This is a genomic window from Pseudoalteromonas sp. NZS127_1, assembly GCF_015864295.1.
GTDB lineage: Bacteria > Pseudomonadota > Gammaproteobacteria > Enterobacterales > Alteromonadaceae > Pseudoalteromonas > Pseudoalteromonas arctica.
Genome location: NZ_JADYXO010000007.1, coordinates 1 through 16,034, shown reverse-complemented (window position 1 = coordinate 16,034; position 16,034 = coordinate 1). Strand labels below are relative to the sequence as shown.

At 38.2% G+C, this 16,034-nt stretch carries 14 protein-coding genes; 3 read left to right on the top strand and 11 right to left on the bottom strand.

Annotation, left to right across the window (positions count from 1 at the left end):
• Positions 1-28: 28 nt before the first annotated feature.
• Together I6F50_RS08360 and I6F50_RS08355 are read right to left on the bottom strand one after the other, a co-directional pair.
• Complete coding sequence (locus tag I6F50_RS08360) at positions 29-991, bottom strand: sensor domain-containing diguanylate cyclase (RefSeq protein ID WP_165741646.1); 963 nt, start codon at positions 989-991, stop codon at positions 29-31.
• A gap of 328 nt (positions 992-1,319) precedes the next feature.
• The gene (locus tag I6F50_RS08355) at positions 1,320-1,589 is read right to left on the bottom strand and encodes a hypothetical protein (RefSeq protein WP_007580861.1); all 270 of its coding nucleotides are present in this window, start codon (positions 1,587-1,589) and stop codon (positions 1,320-1,322) included.
• A 241-nt stretch (positions 1,590-1,830) separates the two neighbouring features.
• On the opposite strand from I6F50_RS08355, the gene I6F50_RS08350 reads away from it, so the two are divergent.
• Positions 1,831-2,097: a type B 50S ribosomal protein L31 gene (locus tag I6F50_RS08350; RefSeq protein ID WP_007580864.1), complete on the top strand. Its 267-nt coding sequence runs from the start codon at positions 1,831-1,833 to the stop codon at positions 2,095-2,097.
• Entirely contained in the window at positions 2,094-2,228 is a 135-nt protein-coding gene (gene ykgO / locus I6F50_RS08345; protein WP_002958669.1) for a type B 50S ribosomal protein L36, read from the top strand. The genes I6F50_RS08350 and ykgO overlap by 4 nt, the downstream gene beginning before the upstream one ends.
• 62 nt (positions 2,229-2,290) lie before the next feature.
• Here ykgO and I6F50_RS08340 read toward each other — a convergent pair whose 3' ends face one another.
• Complete coding sequence (locus I6F50_RS08340) at positions 2,291-2,677, bottom strand: OsmC family protein (RefSeq protein ID WP_010553069.1); 387 nt, start codon at positions 2,675-2,677, stop codon at positions 2,291-2,293.
• An 83-nt stretch (positions 2,678-2,760) separates the two neighbouring features.
• Positions 2,761-3,150, bottom strand: a complete 390-nt coding sequence (locus I6F50_RS08335) for a cytochrome b562 (protein ID WP_197118909.1) — start codon at positions 3,148-3,150, stop codon at positions 2,761-2,763.
• Positions 3,151-3,721: 571 nt separating this feature from the next.
• Between I6F50_RS08335 and I6F50_RS08330 the strand changes: the two genes are divergently transcribed.
• The gene (locus tag I6F50_RS08330; protein ID WP_197175923.1) at positions 3,722-6,562 is read left to right on the top strand and encodes a TonB-dependent receptor; all 2,841 of its coding nucleotides are present in this window, start codon (positions 3,722-3,724) and stop codon (positions 6,560-6,562) included.
• A 373-nt stretch (positions 6,563-6,935) separates the two neighbouring features.
• Here I6F50_RS08330 and I6F50_RS08325 read toward each other — a convergent pair whose 3' ends face one another.
• The 7 genes from I6F50_RS08325 to I6F50_RS08295 all read right to left on the bottom strand — a co-directional run bounded on the left by I6F50_RS08325 (position 6,936) and on the right by I6F50_RS08295 (position 15,346).
• A complete protein-coding gene (locus I6F50_RS08325; protein WP_197161345.1) occupies positions 6,936-8,714 on the bottom strand; it encodes a sugar phosphorylase in 1,779 nt (592 codons plus the stop codon).
• 55 nt (positions 8,715-8,769) lie between these two features.
• The gene (locus tag I6F50_RS08320) at positions 8,770-9,990 is read right to left on the bottom strand and encodes a glycosyl transferase (RefSeq protein WP_002958673.1); all 1,221 of its coding nucleotides are present in this window, start codon (positions 9,988-9,990) and stop codon (positions 8,770-8,772) included.
• Positions 9,983-11,728 (bottom strand): HAD-IIB family hydrolase, encoded by a 1,746-nt coding sequence (locus I6F50_RS08315; protein ID WP_197175921.1) that lies wholly within the window; start codon positions 11,726-11,728, stop codon positions 9,983-9,985. Before I6F50_RS08315 ends, I6F50_RS08320 begins: the two co-directional genes overlap by 8 nt.
• 144 nt (positions 11,729-11,872) lie before the next feature.
• The gene (locus I6F50_RS08310; protein ID WP_007580880.1) at positions 11,873-13,111 is read right to left on the bottom strand and encodes a uracil-xanthine permease family protein; all 1,239 of its coding nucleotides are present in this window, start codon (positions 13,109-13,111) and stop codon (positions 11,873-11,875) included.
• A 9-nt stretch (positions 13,112-13,120) separates the two neighbouring features.
• On the bottom strand, positions 13,121-13,750 hold the full coding sequence (gene upp / locus I6F50_RS08305; RefSeq protein ID WP_007580883.1) for a uracil phosphoribosyltransferase: 630 nt from the start codon (positions 13,748-13,750) through the stop codon (positions 13,121-13,123).
• Between the two features lie 146 nt (positions 13,751-13,896).
• A complete protein-coding gene (locus I6F50_RS08300) occupies positions 13,897-14,853 on the bottom strand; it encodes a phosphotransferase (RefSeq protein WP_165729564.1) in 957 nt (318 codons plus the stop codon).
• A 286-nt stretch (positions 14,854-15,139) separates the two neighbouring features.
• A complete protein-coding gene (locus I6F50_RS08295) occupies positions 15,140-15,346 on the bottom strand; it encodes a hypothetical protein (RefSeq protein WP_197175919.1) in 207 nt (68 codons plus the stop codon).
• Between the last annotated feature and the right edge of the window lie 688 nt (positions 15,347-16,034).

The following is a 16,034-nucleotide window of genomic DNA, read 5'->3' as shown; positions in this document are numbered from 1 at the left end:
TCAAGCAGCAATTAAACTAAATAGTTCACTAAAGTGATTGCTGCTTTTTTTGCTGATACATTGCAACATCAGCATCTTGAATCATATCCTCAACTGATTTACCTGTATCGTGTTTAAAGTGTGTTACTCCTACACTGTAATCAATTTTGTATGGCTTGTTTAAGGTATTATTAGCATGCGCTATTGCATCCGCAAACCTTTGTAAAACAAACTCTGCTTTTGTCTCGTCTGAGTCGCTTAACATCGCAACAAATTCATCTCCGCCAAGTCGACCTATGACTTCACAATCACGAAATGAACTAAGCATAATTTGTGCAAATTTATTTAATACAAAATCGCCTTCGTGGTGTCCATAAATATCATTAATTTGTTTAAACTTATTGAGATCAAACAATATAAACGACATTGATACTTTGTTTCGCCTACATACATTTAGCGTATGTTCGGCAAGGTTTAAAAAGCCACGTCGATTAGAGATTCTTGTTAACTCATCAATTGTGGCTAGTTGAATTGATTGAATTTCTCGCTCGACTAACGTGCCTAAATCTCTTAGTAATTGTTTTTCTTCATCATTGAGTTGTCTAGGTTTATTATCGGCAAGGCACAAAGTGCCTATAATGACTCCTTCCCTTAATTTTAAAGGAAAGCCTGCATAAAAGCGTACTTTAGGATCGCCTGTAACAAAGGGATTATCAAAAAACCTTTCGTCCTTTGCTGTATCTGGGATTATTAATAACTCGTCCTGATTTATGGTGTGGCCACAAAATGAGGTTTCGCGAGGAAGCTCAGGCGCATCAAGCCCCTGCCTTGATTTAAACCACTGGCGGTCTTCGTCAATCAAAGTAACCAATGAAATAGAAACATTAAACATACGCTTGGCAATACGAGTAACACGATCAAAGCGCTCTTCATGAGACGTATCTAGAATTTTTAATGCTCTAAGCGCGTGTAATCGCTCAGCTTCGTTATTTGGAATCTCAGGTTTAATCATTAAAGCTCTATTAATTTTAAATATTTTATAAATTACAAAACTGGAGCGAATATTTTCGAGTTTATAATCCGATAAACTTATTTAAATTATAAACAGTCTGCCTATTCAAACTAGAACATTACCTAAAAATAGCAATAAATAAATATTTATAAATATCAGTAAGTCGTGCCTAAATAAAGATAAGATTCAATCCGCAAAAAATTATGATTTAAGCAAGTGGGATTAGTGGTTGATACAACATAGCTACCCTTTAATGAAAAAGTAGTAGTGGCTATTTAGTTTTATTTAAATAACCACTGGATTTGGCATACTTACAAAAATAAATACTTTAATTTTGGTGCTCATATTGTCCGCGGTAAACTTCAAATACTTTTAAAACAGTATGTTGCTCTTTAGTTAGGTTATCAAACCAATCATCAAACAGCTCATCATCTTCTTGCTCGCTTAGTGCCATATACCGCGCTAGTAATTCTACAATATCGTTATGGTTGCAGGTTAAAGGATTTACTTGTTGCGCCAAGGTACTGTGGTCGCGCTCTCTTAGGGTTTCCATTACCCCTTGATCAATTTGTTCTTGTTGTTGTGTTGCGTCACTCATACATAACCTCTGTAATAACTTTATAACCGTATTTGTTAACGTTTTAACTCTTAAATATAGTTATAACAGCCTAAACGCCAATAGCCAGCATTTTTGATTCAAGTGCTTATTTTTTGATTTGTTTGCGCAAATAGCCAGCAATTACGGCCTTTTTGAGGAACATTTAAATAATTTGCAATGGGGGAATAAATACGTTAAATTAAAATGATATACTATCACATATCATTTATTGAGGCGTATTATGAAACCAAATATTCATCCTGATTACCACGTGGTTGCTTTTCACGATACCGCTGCCGATTCTTACTTTATTATTGGCTCAACCATAAAAACGAGCCGCACAGTAGAAATAGACGGTAATACATATCCATACGTACCTATTGATGTATCAAGTGACTCGCACCCATTTTATACAGGCAAGCAAAAAACAACCGCTACAGATGGCCGCGTTGCGCAGTTTAATCGTCGTTTTAAAAGTTTATCGACTGTTAAAAAGGAAAAGGTATGAAAGTATTAAGCTCTCTAAAAAGTGCCAAGCAACGTCCGGGGTGTCAAATTGTAAAACGCAAAGGCCGCGTATTTGTAATTTGTAAAAACAACCCACGCTTTAAAGCAGTACAAGGAATGAAAAAGAAATAAGTTAAACGGGGATGCTCAACATATAGTTAGGTAGCTTGCTTAAGCTACCTAATTTAGAGGGACTATTTTACCACTACTGAAAACTCTGGCACTGCCTGAATTACTTTTTTTACCGTACAGGTATTTACAGCTGCAATAAGCGCCTTTTTATACTTATCAGGGAAACCATCAGGTAAGTTAATCTCAATTGAAAATAGCTTTTTACCGTTGTCATCTACATTTTCGTTATTTTGAGTAAGCGTCATACCTTGCGTTGAAATATCACGCTGCTCGCAAAACTTACGCGCATAAAAACCTGCACATAAAACCATACTTACTAAAAAATAATCAAACGGTTCTGGATACTCTGCATTGCCACCAGCGTTTACGCTTTGATCGCTTATTACTTCTAGGTCGCCAAATTTAGCGCTTTGCTTTTGGCCTTCTAACATTGAAACTGAAATTTCCATTGTGTTTCCTTATATTTATTGCTGCAGATACCTTTAACGCAATTAGCTTAAAAGTAGCTACTAAAGATACATAGTGTCTAGGTTTATGAACCGAACAGTAATTCAAAGAACCCTGGAGGCTCGTGTAACTCATGATATTTTTTACGTAAGTTATCTATATTTTTCAGTGGTTCTTTTGCCGCACTTAGCCCCTGCTCGTTTGCTGCCTTTTTTGCAAGTTCAGCTTGAGCAATCACTTTATCAAGGCCCTGCAATGACTGCTCAGGTTTTTTGTAAAACTTAGCTGTTTTACTTACTTTTACTAGCTTTATAAATTCATCAATCGCAGTATTAAATTCACTAAGTTGAGTTGCCTGCACTGCTTGTTTATAAGCAAGGCCCGTATTTTTCATATTTATTTCAAGATCGACTTCTTGCTGCGCAAAAGACATTGAACTAAACGCAAAGGTAAAAATAATTACTAAATACTTCATGGTCAAACCTATTAATTAAAAACACCTAAATTGTATCAAGTTTACGTAGTAAAGTAACTTTACGAGCTGTTATGAGTACTTTGAACTGTAAAGGGGGTTTACAAATTAATCATTTTAAAGCTGCAATAGTGAAAAATATTCAAATAACGATTTTTTTTGAATAAAAAACATCTAATAAAAATCATTTTAAAAGAGTAATAACACACATAACCTTTACAAATAAGTACATATAACACTCACTGGCAACTTCAAATAAATAAAAATTTATATATGAATAATTATAAACCGCAAAAAGTTGACTTAAAAAACAACTGAAAATTTAACAAATAAAAACCAATGTTAATAACTAAAATACATAAGAAAAACTAAATGTAAAAAACCTCAGTAAATCATTTAAAAAGCTTTTGTAATTAATACCAAAAAACACAACAAAATTTCTTCAGGTTATTTCAAGTTACTTACTTTACAGTGAGTTAGCTACTTTTAATAAAATAATCAGCATGCAATAATCGCCGCCCTCATAATAAAGCTACATTGTATTTAATTACTAAAAATGTTCTCTGGGAATCAAATGAAACGTCATAACTTACTTTCTACTAGCATTAAATGTGCATTAATTACTGCTGCTGCAACAGCAAGTAATTCTGTGCTTGCACAAGATGAGCAAGCAACAAAAATTGAACGTGTTGAAGTAACGGGTTCACGTATTTTACGTGAAGGTGCTATTGCGCCTGCACCTGTTACAGTCATCAGTGGCGAGCAGCTAATGAACACTGGCGCTGTAAACATTGGTGAAGCGCTAAATAACTTACCTGCACTTGGCAATACATATTCTATGGCTAACTCAGGCCGGTTTATTGGTACTGCGGGTTTAAATATTCTTGATTTACGTAACATGGGTACAGATCGTACTTTGGTACTTGTAAATGGCAAGCGTCATGTATCAAGCTCTGCAGGCTCTCAATCTGTAGATACCAACACTATTCCAAGTGTATGGGTTGAACGTGTAGAGATAATTACTGGTGGTGCATCTGCTGTATACGGTGCTGATGCGGTAACAGGTGTTGTTAACTTTATATTAAAAGACAACATTGAAGGCATGGACTTTAGCGTTACACGTGGTTTTGCCGATTTAAGCAGCTACAACAACGAAAAAGCGACGTTTTCATACGGCTCTAACTTTGATAACGATCGTGGTAATGCAGCTTTTGCTATTGAGTACTCAGGCCAGGATTCATTAAACGCACTTGACCACCCATGGACTAGCACTTCGTTTAGTAGTTTACGTAATCAAGCCCAAACAGAAGAAAACAAAGATAGCGCAGCTTTCCCTGATAAAATTTTAACGCCTAATGCAGGTTATTACGCTATTAATAACGCCGGTGTTTATGCACTTGAAGATGGATATACTAATAGCTTTAATGCCGGCAGCAGCGCTCGCAACTTATACATAGGTGATAATGTAGATGGCTTGTCGTGTGCAAACTGTGATTCGTTTAATCTTGGTCAATTTGAAGAGATTCAACCTGAGTTTGAGCGCTACAACGTAAACTTTAAAGTTAACTACGATGTTACCGACGACTTAAACGTTTACTTTGATGCAAAATACGTAAATAGCCAAGGCGAAAGTATAGGTCAACCTGCGTTTTTCTTCTTTGACGATGAAAACAGCATCAAAATCGACAACCCTTACCTAGACCCAGCCATTAAAGCACGTATGGAAGAGCAAGGTGTTGATTCGATCATGGTTAACCGCATGATGACCGACCTTGGCCGCCGCATTGAAAACAATACGCGTGAAACAACGCGCTTTGTTACCGGCTTAAAAGGCACAGTATTTGATGATTGGGAATTAGATACCTCAATAGTATACGGCCAAACTGATCTAGAGCGCGAAAATGGCGCTAACATGATTGTAGCCAACTACTTTAATGCACTTGATGCAGTTGAAGATACAAATGGTAACGTAGTATGTCGTAGTGCTGCAGCCCAAGCTGATGGCTGTGTTCCTGTAAATATTATGGGGTTTGGCGCACCATCTCAACAAGCGATTGATTACATAAATACGGTATCTGTTGGCACTTCAACTATTAAGCAAACTGTTATTTCTGGCTCACTTGCTAATGGCGCTATTTTTGAATTACCAGCGGGCTATGTAGGTGTTGCATTTGGTGCTGAGTACCGTAAAGAAGAAAGCGAAACTAAAGAGCCTGATAACGCTGAAGGTACTTTTTTTAACGCACTGGGCGAAGATAAGGGCTCGTTTAATGTTCGCGAAGTATTCTTTGAAGCGACGATGCCAATTTTAACTGATTTACCGCTTATTCAAGATTTAGTGTTTGATACAGCAGTACGTCATGCTGACTACAGTACGATTGGCGAAGCAACTAGCTGGAAACTTGGCCTTGATTGGACTGTAAATGATGAGCTACGTGTACGTGTAACTCAATCTGCAGCACTTCGTGCGCCAAACATTAGTGAAGTATTTGGTGCAGCAAGCCAAACTTTCTACAATGTAGACGACCCGTGTCGCGCTGAAAACTTAGGTGACTTATCAAACGGTGCAACACGTACTGCAAACTGTGCCGCATTAGGCGTAGCGAGTGACTTTAACTCAGATTACGATTCAGCCTCTTTAGATGGTTTAAGCAGTGGTAACCGCGATGTAAAAGGCGAAGAGTCAACAAGTACAACTGTAGGCATTGTTTACCAACCAGAGTTTTTAGAAAACGCGCTACTTACTATTGATTACTGGGAAATTGAACTTGAAGATGCAATTGACACAATTAACGCGCAAGACATTCTTGATCGCTGTGTAGATAGCGCAACAGGTATAAACAATCAGTACTGTAACTTAATCACACGTAATGCTAATGGTGAAATTACTTTAATTCAAAACTCTGTATTAAATGTTGCTGGCCAAAAAGCATCAGGGATAGATTTTGAACTAGGTTACGATTTTGACGCGTTTGAAGGTAGCTTTAAAACACGCTTAATTGGTACTTACTTAATTGAACGTAAAGATTACCCGTTCCAAGACGACCCTAGTAACTACATTGAATACGCAGGTACTACAGGTGAAGCTAAGTGGCAAACTAACTTATCTGTAAGTTATGTTATGGATAACTTTTTCTCAACAGTTGAAACACGCTTTTTGAGTGAAGTAGAGCTATACACAAATTTTGAACTTGAAAACAACCCTAACCCAAGTAATCAAATGTCTTATGGTAAATACTTTATTACCGATATGACTGTTGGTTATAACTTCGATAGCGGTTTAGGCGTTAAAGTAGGTGTTGATAACGTATTTAACCGTAAACTTCCGTACGGTTCACGTGGTACAAGCGCGGGTAGCGCAAGTTACGATAACATTGGCCGCTTTGGCTACATTAACTTAAGCTACAGCTTATAATTAATAAAATAACTTATTAGGGCGTGTTGATCATTGGTGGGTGAATTTGCAGCAGTATGTTTGGTTTTTAGGCAAGGCAGAGCCTATGTAGTGTGGTTATTCCCCATAAATAGGCGATAACGCAGCATAAATACCAAACATGCGCTGCCCGAAGGGTTCTTTCTAGGGACGATTAACTCTTTGTTGCCTACATGGATGTAGGTAAGGGGCGTGAGCAGGACGCGGAAGCTTTGCTCGGTTTTTACTTAGCCCACTAGGTTACAAACCTCGCGTCGCGATTTAATCGCCCCTAGATTGAACAAGTTTCAATCCACAAAGATCAACACGCCCTAGTTAAAACAAAGGCTCGCAGTGCGAGCCTTTTTAATAGGTCTTATTTAATATTACTCAGCCACACGCTTTGGTATGGTTCTAGCTCTATCGTTAATTGGCTTTCTTCAATCGTTTTATTTGCCACCAAATCAAACCACTTTTGGGTGTTAATTAAGTTTAAGTCGGCCAATGTGAGTGTTTGTGGTTTATCGCTAATGTTATAAACACAAAATATACTTTGGCGCCTGTCAATGCTTTGTCTCCAAAAACCAAACAACCCACCTGCTAAATGTAGCGTAAACTGTGTAGCATTGGGGTGAAAGGCACTCTGCTTTTTGCGTACTGCCAATAAGCTTTTTATGCCGTTAAACACTTTATGATGATGACTATACTTTTCACCAATTGCAGCCAGTAGCTTTGATTCTTGCCAACGATGACGATTTATAGCGCGGTTATGCTGTGAATTTTCAAATCGGTCGTAATCGTTAGTTGTACCCAACAAACTATGAATATAAAGCCCTGGGATACCTTCAAGTGCAAACATAATTGCGTGAGCACACATAAATCGCTCAAGGCCAAACTTATCGGGGCCATTGTGCGTTCCTTGTAGTGCATCAAATAAAGCAATATTTAGCTCGTACGGTGTATGTGTGCCATCGTTACTTGTACGCATAGATACACGACCACCAAACTGCATGGTTGTACTTACTAGTGACGCCACTTCGCTGGGTTGTAGTAAACCTTCAATGGGTCTGAGCCCTACTCCATCATGCGAGGCTATAAAGTTAAAGTATGCAGTACCATTTTGCGCAGGCGGCATACTCATCATCCAATGTTTAATTGCTGTGCTATCGCCGCTAAGTAATGTGTGTAGCAACAATGGCGGCAATGCAAAGTTATAAATACTGTGCGCTTCGTTAGCGTTACCAAAGTACGATAGGTTTTCTTGGTTTGGAATATTGGTTTCGGTAATTATAACTACGCTGGGCTCTGCGTGCTCAATAAGTGTTCGCATTAGCCTTACTGCTTCATGTGTTTGCGGCAAGTTAATGCAACTTGTATTAAGCTGTTTCCACAAAAATGCAACCGCATCAAGCCTAAACAAACGCACGCCATTGTCTAAATAATGCCTAATTATTCCCACAAACTCTTTAAGTACATCAGGATTGCCAAAGTCAAAATCAACCTGATCGTGACTAAACGTACACCACACATGTTTTTCGCCGCTTGGCGTAGTTACAGTATTTAATAACGATGAGGTTCGCGGGCGTACAACTTGGCTTAAATCATCCGTTAAGCTCGCCGTTTTGAAGTAGTCTTTACCCGGGTGTAAATCGTTTAAAAAGTTCTCAAACCATACGCTTCTGCTTGAGCAATGGTTAATAACTAAATCTGCCATTAGCTTTACGTCTTTAGCGATATTTTGAATATCTCCCCAATCACCTAACGACTCATTCACTTGCACGTAGTTCATTACCGCAAAGCCTTCATCTGAGCTATACGGGTAAAATGGCAATATATGCAGGGCATTTAGCTGCATATCGCACTGCTCTTTTATAAAGCGGTGCAACGTTTTAAGCGGTGCTTCTATTGGGCTTGATACAGCAAACTCACTATCGTCGTGTTTAATAATAGAGTCGCCATAAGCAATCAATACTATATCTTGCTCATCCCATCTGTTTGTATGGGGAGTCGGGTCGCGCAGTGCATTGCTACCTAATATAATTTTAATAAGTTGCTGAGCAAGCTCAGTAACCGATAAAGGCAGCTCAACTCCCTCATAAATAATATGAAGATGTTGCTCTACTCGTTGTAAAAATAATTCGCTAACTGAAATCACATGCGCCCCTAATATTTATTATTTAGACTTATAGGCTAGTTAACCTGCGTACAGGTTAACTATATTCTTCGTTATCTAGTTCTACGGCTTCTTTTAAGCGCTCAAGTACGTCTGGCATTGCTGATACAACACGGTTCCAACTTGGTACAAATGGCGCTTCCATTGGGTTTTCTAAAAAGTGTTGGCCTGCTTCCATAATATTTTGTGCAAACATTTCTACTGCTTTTTCTTCTTGGTGTACATCAAGCGTTAGCCCGTTCATTAACGCATCGTTGTGATAGGTTTCAATAAAATCTAGACCGATACGGTAGTACGTTGCTTTTAGTGAGCGAATTGTTTCGCTGGTAAAAGTGACACCTTGAGTTGCCAGCTTTCTAAACAATGCCTTAGTAATATCAATCGACATTTTAGACAAACCTGCACTTTGGTCATCAAGTGAAAGTTCTTGGTGCTTGTGATCGTAATTATCAGCAATATCTACCTGGCACAAGCGGTTATGTGAATAGTTACGATACATTTCACTCAGTACGCCTATTTCAAGGCCCCAGTCACTTGGAATGCGAATATCGTTTAATACATCGCGTCTAAACGAAAACTCACCTGCAAGTGGGTATCTAAATGAGTCCATATATTCAAGATAGTCGGTATTGCCTAGAATTGTTTTAAACGAGCGAAGCAATGGCGTTACTAATAGGCGCGATACACGGCCATTAATTTTTCCATTAGCAGTGCGCGGGTAAAATCCTTTACAAAATTCATAGTTAAAACGCGGATGCGCAACGGGGTAAATTAAGCGAGCAAGTAAGCTTCTGTCGTAGGTTAAAATATCGCAATCATGCAGCGCGATAGATTCCACTTCCGCTGTTGCTAATTTATAGCCCATGCAGTACCACACGTTACGGCCTTTACCCAGCTCACGCGGTGCAACGCCTAGCTCTTGTAATTCTTTATCAAGTGCTTGTAAGCGAGGGCCGTCGTTCCATAATACTTTGTGGTTTTGGTTTAGCTCTTTAAAAAAACCAAGTGCATGGCGGTACTGTGCTTCGTCGGCTCTATCTAAGCCTATAGTAATTTGTGACAAATACGGTACTTCACGCAACTCGCTAACTATATTTTGCAGCGCAGGGCCTTCAAGTTCACTAAATAACGAAGGAAGTATTAATCCCATTGGGCGCTGCTTGCTAAAAGTAAGTAGCTCTTTTTCTAGATCTTCTATTGGTCTGTCGGCAATATTATGTAATGTTGTAATAATGCCATTTTGATAAAAATCAGCCATGAGATGTTTGCTCCTCAGAAATACTTAAAATACTGCTAATGCACGGCAACGATGTTATTTCTTCAATCCAGCCCAGCGGTGCTGGCGATTGAGAGTATCGTGCTTTATTGTGCGACAATTTAACCGGTTTTTTACTCGCCGGATTAGCGATAATAATGGCGATATTTGCATGCTCTAACATTTGCTTATCGTTATCGCTATCACCCAGTGCTATGACCGTGAGAGGCTTTCTGAAATGATGGGTAAACTGTTTAACTAACCACTGCTGTGCAGCGCTTTTATCGGTATTTTTGGCAATATGAATGAAGCGCCCACCAATTTTTATATCGTAGCCGAGTGCTTCAACATCGTTTACAAAGGCTGTGAGTAATTCGTCGTTGCCATACCAATAAAGAGGGTCTGAATAATCGCGAGTTTGTGCGCGTCTTGCTTGTGCATCGCTAAGACCAGTAAGCTCTGATATTTGCTCACTCGATAAGTCACTAAACAATTTGTAATGCGCTTTGTAATCCGCCTTTAAAGTATTTAAGTCCTTTAATAAACTCGATAACGGCTTTGCCATTGCATAACACCAGTACGCGCCTACTTTTTTACAACCAATTGGCTTTAATTCAAAATAGTCTTCTGGAATAAATACCGCTGCACCGTTTTCAACAATAAAAGGCTGTTGAATATTTAAATCGTTTTTAAGCTCTATAACTTCGCAAAAAGTTTTGCTGGTATTAAACACCACAGGAATATGCGCATTTTGCAGCTGCTGTAATAACTCACTGATATTATTTGTATTGTAATCGGCGTGATCGAGTAATGTACCGTCCAAATCTGTAAAAATAATAGGTTGAAGGGTGTCATCACTTGTTAGGTGCATACCGCTAATATCGCGATTGCTATCAAGTTCAATTAAAGCGTTTGCTTTAGCACTCAGTGTGTTTAAGTTCTCACGCGTAATGCGCTCAAAATGAGAAATAAAATACACCAATTGCTCGTTAGTCATGGTGCCTGAGCCTTCACCTTTTTTGGCTATTAGCTTTTGTTCTTGCTCTTGCCGCCATGTAAAAACATCACTAAAACTCGGTGCTTTTAGCATAACGGTATAATCAATTAGGTTAAAAACGGCTTTGTATTCGTTTGCCAAACAGCTATTTATACAGCGGCGCCAAACGCCCTCTTTATCAAATTGTTGCTCTAACTCGTTAAGCGGCTCACTCAATGAAAACAGCGGTTGTGGCTCACTGCCTACACACCACCCTTCTAAAATAACAATATCAACTGGCTTTTCGTTTGTTAGCCAATCACTTGCTGGCACGCAGTCGTCTTCGTGTTTATTAAAACGTGGAAGCGGTACGTTTACCTCTCCTGCCAGTAAATTAGTTATTGTGCTATTCATTAAAGCTACGTCGTGAGTGCCCGGTACTCCGCGAGTAGTAAAAAGAGGATGTACATCTTTGGCAAGCTCAGTACGTGCTTGTTTTGCTAAATAAAAGTCATCAATCGACAATGCAACACTGTTAAGCGGTGTGTTTTTAGAAAACCAGGTAACTAAAAAATCAGCGAGTGTTGTTTTTCCTGAGCCTTGGCATCCATTTATGGCAACAAAAATAGGAGTATTTGTTTTTTTAGATTCGAGGATGTCATGCGCAAGTGGAACAAAATATTGCTCACTCAAATATTGATACTTTAAAGGCAGTTGGTGTTTTGCTAAAAACGGGGTTATATCCACAATATTGGCCTCTGACATAGTTACTCCTTTGCATACAATGCGTCTGGGAGTTAAATGCAGATACTAGACCATTATTATTTTTATATATTTATTAATAGGTTAAAAAAATAGCGCATTATAAATGCGCTATTATGGTGCAATCTATTTAGCTAATGTGCAAAATTAAACTTTTTCAGGCTCTGCTTTTGGTAATACTAAGTTAAGTACTATTCCTAAAATAGCGCAAAGGCTTACGCCCTCTAAACTAAATTGGCTGCCACCAATATGCATACCGCCAATACCGCACACCAAAATAAGTGCAACAATACTTAAGTTACGTGGTGCTGTTAAATCATCGCCCGACTTAACTAATGTATTTAAACCCACTACAGCAATAGAGCCAAAAAGTAGAATCATAATTCCGCCCATTACTGGCACAGGAATAGTTTGCAAACCAGATCCCATTTTAGCTACAAACGCTAAAATAATGGCAATAACAGCTGTCCACATCATTACTTTAGGATTGAAGTTTTTGGTAAGCATAACTGCCCCCGTTACTTCTGAGTAAGTAGTGTTAGGCGGGCCACCAAATAATGATGCCGCAGAAGTCGCAAGGCCATCACCAAACAAAGTACGATGAAGCCCAGGCTTTTTCAAAAAGTCTTTATTGGTTACTTGGCTAATAGCCATCATATCGCCAATATGCTCAATTGCAGGTGCTATTGCTACAGGTACCATAAACAAAATAGCCTGCCATTTAAACTCAGGCCAAGTAAAGTTTGGTACAGCAAACCACTGTGCGTTAGTCACTGCGTCAAATTGCACAACGCCCATACCAAGCGATAAACAATAACCCGCTACAACCCCTGCTAGTATAGGTATAAGCTTAAATACGCCTTTTCCCCATACTGCAAAAATAAGCGTAACCACTAACGAGAACAACGAAATATAAATAGCGCTGGTGTAATCAATAATTTGAATACTGCCGTCGCCACTTTTACCCATCGCCATATTTACAGCAACAGGTGCAAGCGCTAAACCAATAACCATAATTACTGGGCCTACAACCACAGGTGGTAAAATTTTATGAAGCGTTGCAACGCCTTTAAATTTCACTAATAAACTTAAAAGCATATAAGCAAAACCCGCCACCATTAAGCCGCCCATAGTGGCCGGCACGCCCCACATTTGCACAGCGGCAATAATAGGTGCAATAAAGGCAAATGATGACGCTAAAAATATAGGCACTTGGCCTTTAGTCACTACCTGAAACAGCAAGGTACCAATGCCTGCGGTAAAAAGCGCAACATTAGGATCCAAGCCCGTTAAAAGCGGCACTAATACCAGCGCACCAAATGCTACAAACAGCATTTGCGCGCCCGTTAAAATAGTTTTTATTGAAAAGGTGTCATTATTTTGCACTTAAGACTCCTAAACAGTACCAAATATTTTGTCGCCCGCATCGCCTAAACCAGGGATAATATAGCCCTTTTCGTTTAAGTGGCTATCCACTGAGGCTGTAAATATTTCTACATCTGGATGAGCTGTAAGTGTTCTTTCAACACCTTCTGGTGCTGCAACTAGTACAATTACTTTGATTTCTTTACAGCCTGCTTTTTTAAGCATATCGATTGTGGCAATCATTGAGCCACCCGTTGCAAGCATAGGGTCAATAACTAAGCTTAAGCGCTCATCAATATTACCTACTAACTTTTCAAAATATGGTACTGGCTCTAGTGTTTCTTCGTTACGTTCAAGACCAACAACACTTACTTTAGCCGCTGGTAATAACTGCATTACACCGTCCATCATGCCAAGACCAGCACGCAAAATAGGCACTACGGTAATTTTTTTACCTTTAATATGCTCTACTTTTAATTTATTGCCATCCCAGCCTGTAATTTCGTTATCTTCTAACTGTAGGTTTTTTGTTGCTTCGTAGGTTAATAAAGTACCTACTTCAGAACACAATTCACGAAAGCTTTTAGTGCTAATACCATGCGCGCGCATTAGGCCTAATTTATGTTGAACAAGAGGGTGAGAAATAACGTGAATAGCCATGATGTAAACCTAGTGATAGAAGAATTTGCGGTATTTTATATTAAAAAAGGTCATTTGACCTGTAGTTTTAAAGAGATTTTCATACATCGTGCCAAAATGTATTGTTTTGCTTGATATTTATGCAAGCCATTAACCCTTTGTGTTTATTAAATGTTACTCGCTAACCAGCTGTTTACTTGCTGTTGCATATAACTATTTATTTTTTGATGCTCAGGGCTCCAGCCAGATAAAAATCGATAAAAGTCAGCCCATGCAGCAGGCCATAAAGCGAGCCAATCGTCAGCTATTTTATCGGCAGGTGCTAAAGGGTGATAAGTAGCAATAGCATTCTTTAAATTATCAAAATAATAAGCAAGATACTCATCAGCGCTTTCGTGTAATTGTGCATCACTTAAGCAACTGGTCATAAAATACATTACATCAATTATCCCGCAACCTGCACCTATATACTGAAAATCATAACCGAGTATTTTACCACTCTCATTTGCTGCAAAGTTACCAAGTTTTGCATCGCCATGAATCAGCGTTTTGTACGCACAACGTTGTAGTTGCTCATCTATTTTATGTGCAGCATTTTTAATATCGGACTTTTTATCATCCGTTGTTTTTAATTTATTAAACTCATCTGGGCGCGTGCTTAAATGCCAGTAATTGCCTTGCTGCCATAATCCATCTGCGGGTTTACTTAAGTTAAACGCATGAAAGTGTGCAAGCCATTTTAATATAGCTTTAACATGTTGCTGCCCCGCTTGAGTAAATCCATGTTTGGTGAAGTCCTTAAACACCAGCGCATATTCATCGCCTTTATTAATTGCGCTTATACATTCAATACTTTGCGCATGTGCTGGTAAATGCTGGCTATAAAGCTTATAAAAAGTGTATTCAACGCTATAGGAATACTGCTTTCTTTCAAGCGCAAATTCGCTTTGCTTAATTTTAGGGTGGTGTATATAGCTGGGTATTTTAATAGCTTTAACAACACAGGCTTTATCATCAAGCTGGCACTGCACAATACTGCCACAGCCACTCCAAAGTGATGTTAACGTATCGCCAATTTCAATGTGCTTAAAATGTGGTTGTAATAAAGGAATGTAAAATGCCATGGTAATATTAAGTAATTAAATTTTTTGTAGTTTAACATTAGTGGGCGTTTTTAATAAAATTAAGGCATAAAAAATCCCCACTTGGTTTTATACAAGTTTGTATGTAAATAGTGGCCAAAATCACTATGCCACTGCACTTTGATTTTGAAATTAACTGGGTAAAACCATGTCTTCCTAGGTTGAGTATATCTAGGCATTTTAGCCTCATCAAAGTGATGAGGAGGTGTCCACTAAAACGGGTGAGGAGCATTATCCGTTAGAACGCCTTGTTAGTTTACTTATCTATTTAATTTGCTAATACAGCTAAAGCTAAAACAAAAGAGATACCAAACAACAAGTAACGGTAACCATCGTTTTCATCTTTGTTAGCCATTTCACTTGAATAAGGTAAGGACATTGGCTTACCCGTACAGAACGGTAAAATATAATAGTGAGTCATGCTATATAGAATTAAAGACGCAATCCAATCTTCAATATTATTCCTTCCAGTCAAAATCCCACAAACAAAGAATAATGAGTAAGATGACAATAATATAATTTTAGTTAGACTCATATCTATTTTAATTCACTAGTAAACTAACGAGCCTGTAGATTAACTCGTTTTTTAATTGTTTTTATTGATAAACAAACCATAGCTGAGTTCCTATTTTGGTTCAATCTATTACTGTACTTTTACGCAGAATATAAAGAAGTGTTTGATATTGTTTAATTGGCGTTTTGGAAGGAATTACGGGGCTTGAGTGGCTTTATTTTAGGTTAAAAGGGCTTACCCTTCTTAATGCATCGTGTTTTACCAGATAAACAGATAAACTAGACAGCCACTTTAATTGAACAAACAAAATGTTGCCATTAAATTTAATTTGTAGGTTAATAATATATCTTTTATCGACAGGTTATTTTCATTTCATCCATCAAATAAGTCATTAGCGCTCTTAATCTAAATTGCACGCATGAAAATGACTGCATGGTGCAGTTGTGATTTATTATTGAATAGTTTTACTGAGTAGTTTACGTTTTATGCCAGTAGCTTTTCGCAGTTACTGATATTCGCTCGCCGCTTTCGCTTTAAGTTTTCACAATAAGCTTCTTGTGAGGCTGGCCAAACAGATAAACTAGACAGCCACTTTAATTGAACAAACAAAATGTTGCCATTAAATTTAATTTGTAGGTTAATAATATAT

Bases quoted from the DNA above. Each gene is read 5' to 3' on its own strand.
- I6F50_RS08355 (WP_007580861.1), bottom strand. From the start codon at position 1,589: ATGAGTGACGCAACACAACAACAAGAACAAATTGATCAAGGGGTAATG.
- I6F50_RS08350 (WP_007580864.1), top strand. From the start codon at position 1,831: ATGAAACCAAATATTCATCCTGATTACCACGTGGTTGCTTTTCACGAT.
- ykgO (WP_002958669.1), top strand. From the start codon at position 2,094: ATGAAAGTATTAAGCTCTCTAAAAAGTGCCAAGCAACGTCCGGGGTGT.
- I6F50_RS08330 (WP_197175923.1), top strand. From the start codon at position 3,722: ATGAAACGTCATAACTTACTTTCTACTAGCATTAAATGTGCATTAATT.
- I6F50_RS08335 (WP_197118909.1), bottom strand. From the start codon at position 3,150: ATGAAGTATTTAGTAATTATTTTTACCTTTGCGTTTAGTTCAATGTCT.
- I6F50_RS08320 (WP_002958673.1), bottom strand. From the start codon at position 9,990: ATGGCTGATTTTTATCAAAATGGCATTATTACAACATTACATAATATT.
- I6F50_RS08340 (WP_010553069.1), bottom strand. From the start codon at position 2,677: ATGGAAATTTCAGTTTCAATGTTAGAAGGCCAAAAGCAAAGCGCTAAA.
- I6F50_RS08315 (WP_197175921.1), bottom strand. From the start codon at position 11,728: ATGTCAGAGGCCAATATTGTGGATATAACCCCGTTTTTAGCAAAACAC.
- upp (WP_007580883.1), bottom strand. From the start codon at position 13,750: ATGGCTATTCACGTTATTTCTCACCCTCTTGTTCAACATAAATTAGGC.
- I6F50_RS08360 (WP_165741646.1), bottom strand. From the start codon at position 991: ATGATTAAACCTGAGATTCCAAATAACGAAGCTGAGCGATTACACGCG.
- I6F50_RS08300 (WP_165729564.1), bottom strand. From the start codon at position 14,853: ATGGCATTTTACATTCCTTTATTACAACCACATTTTAAGCACATTGAA.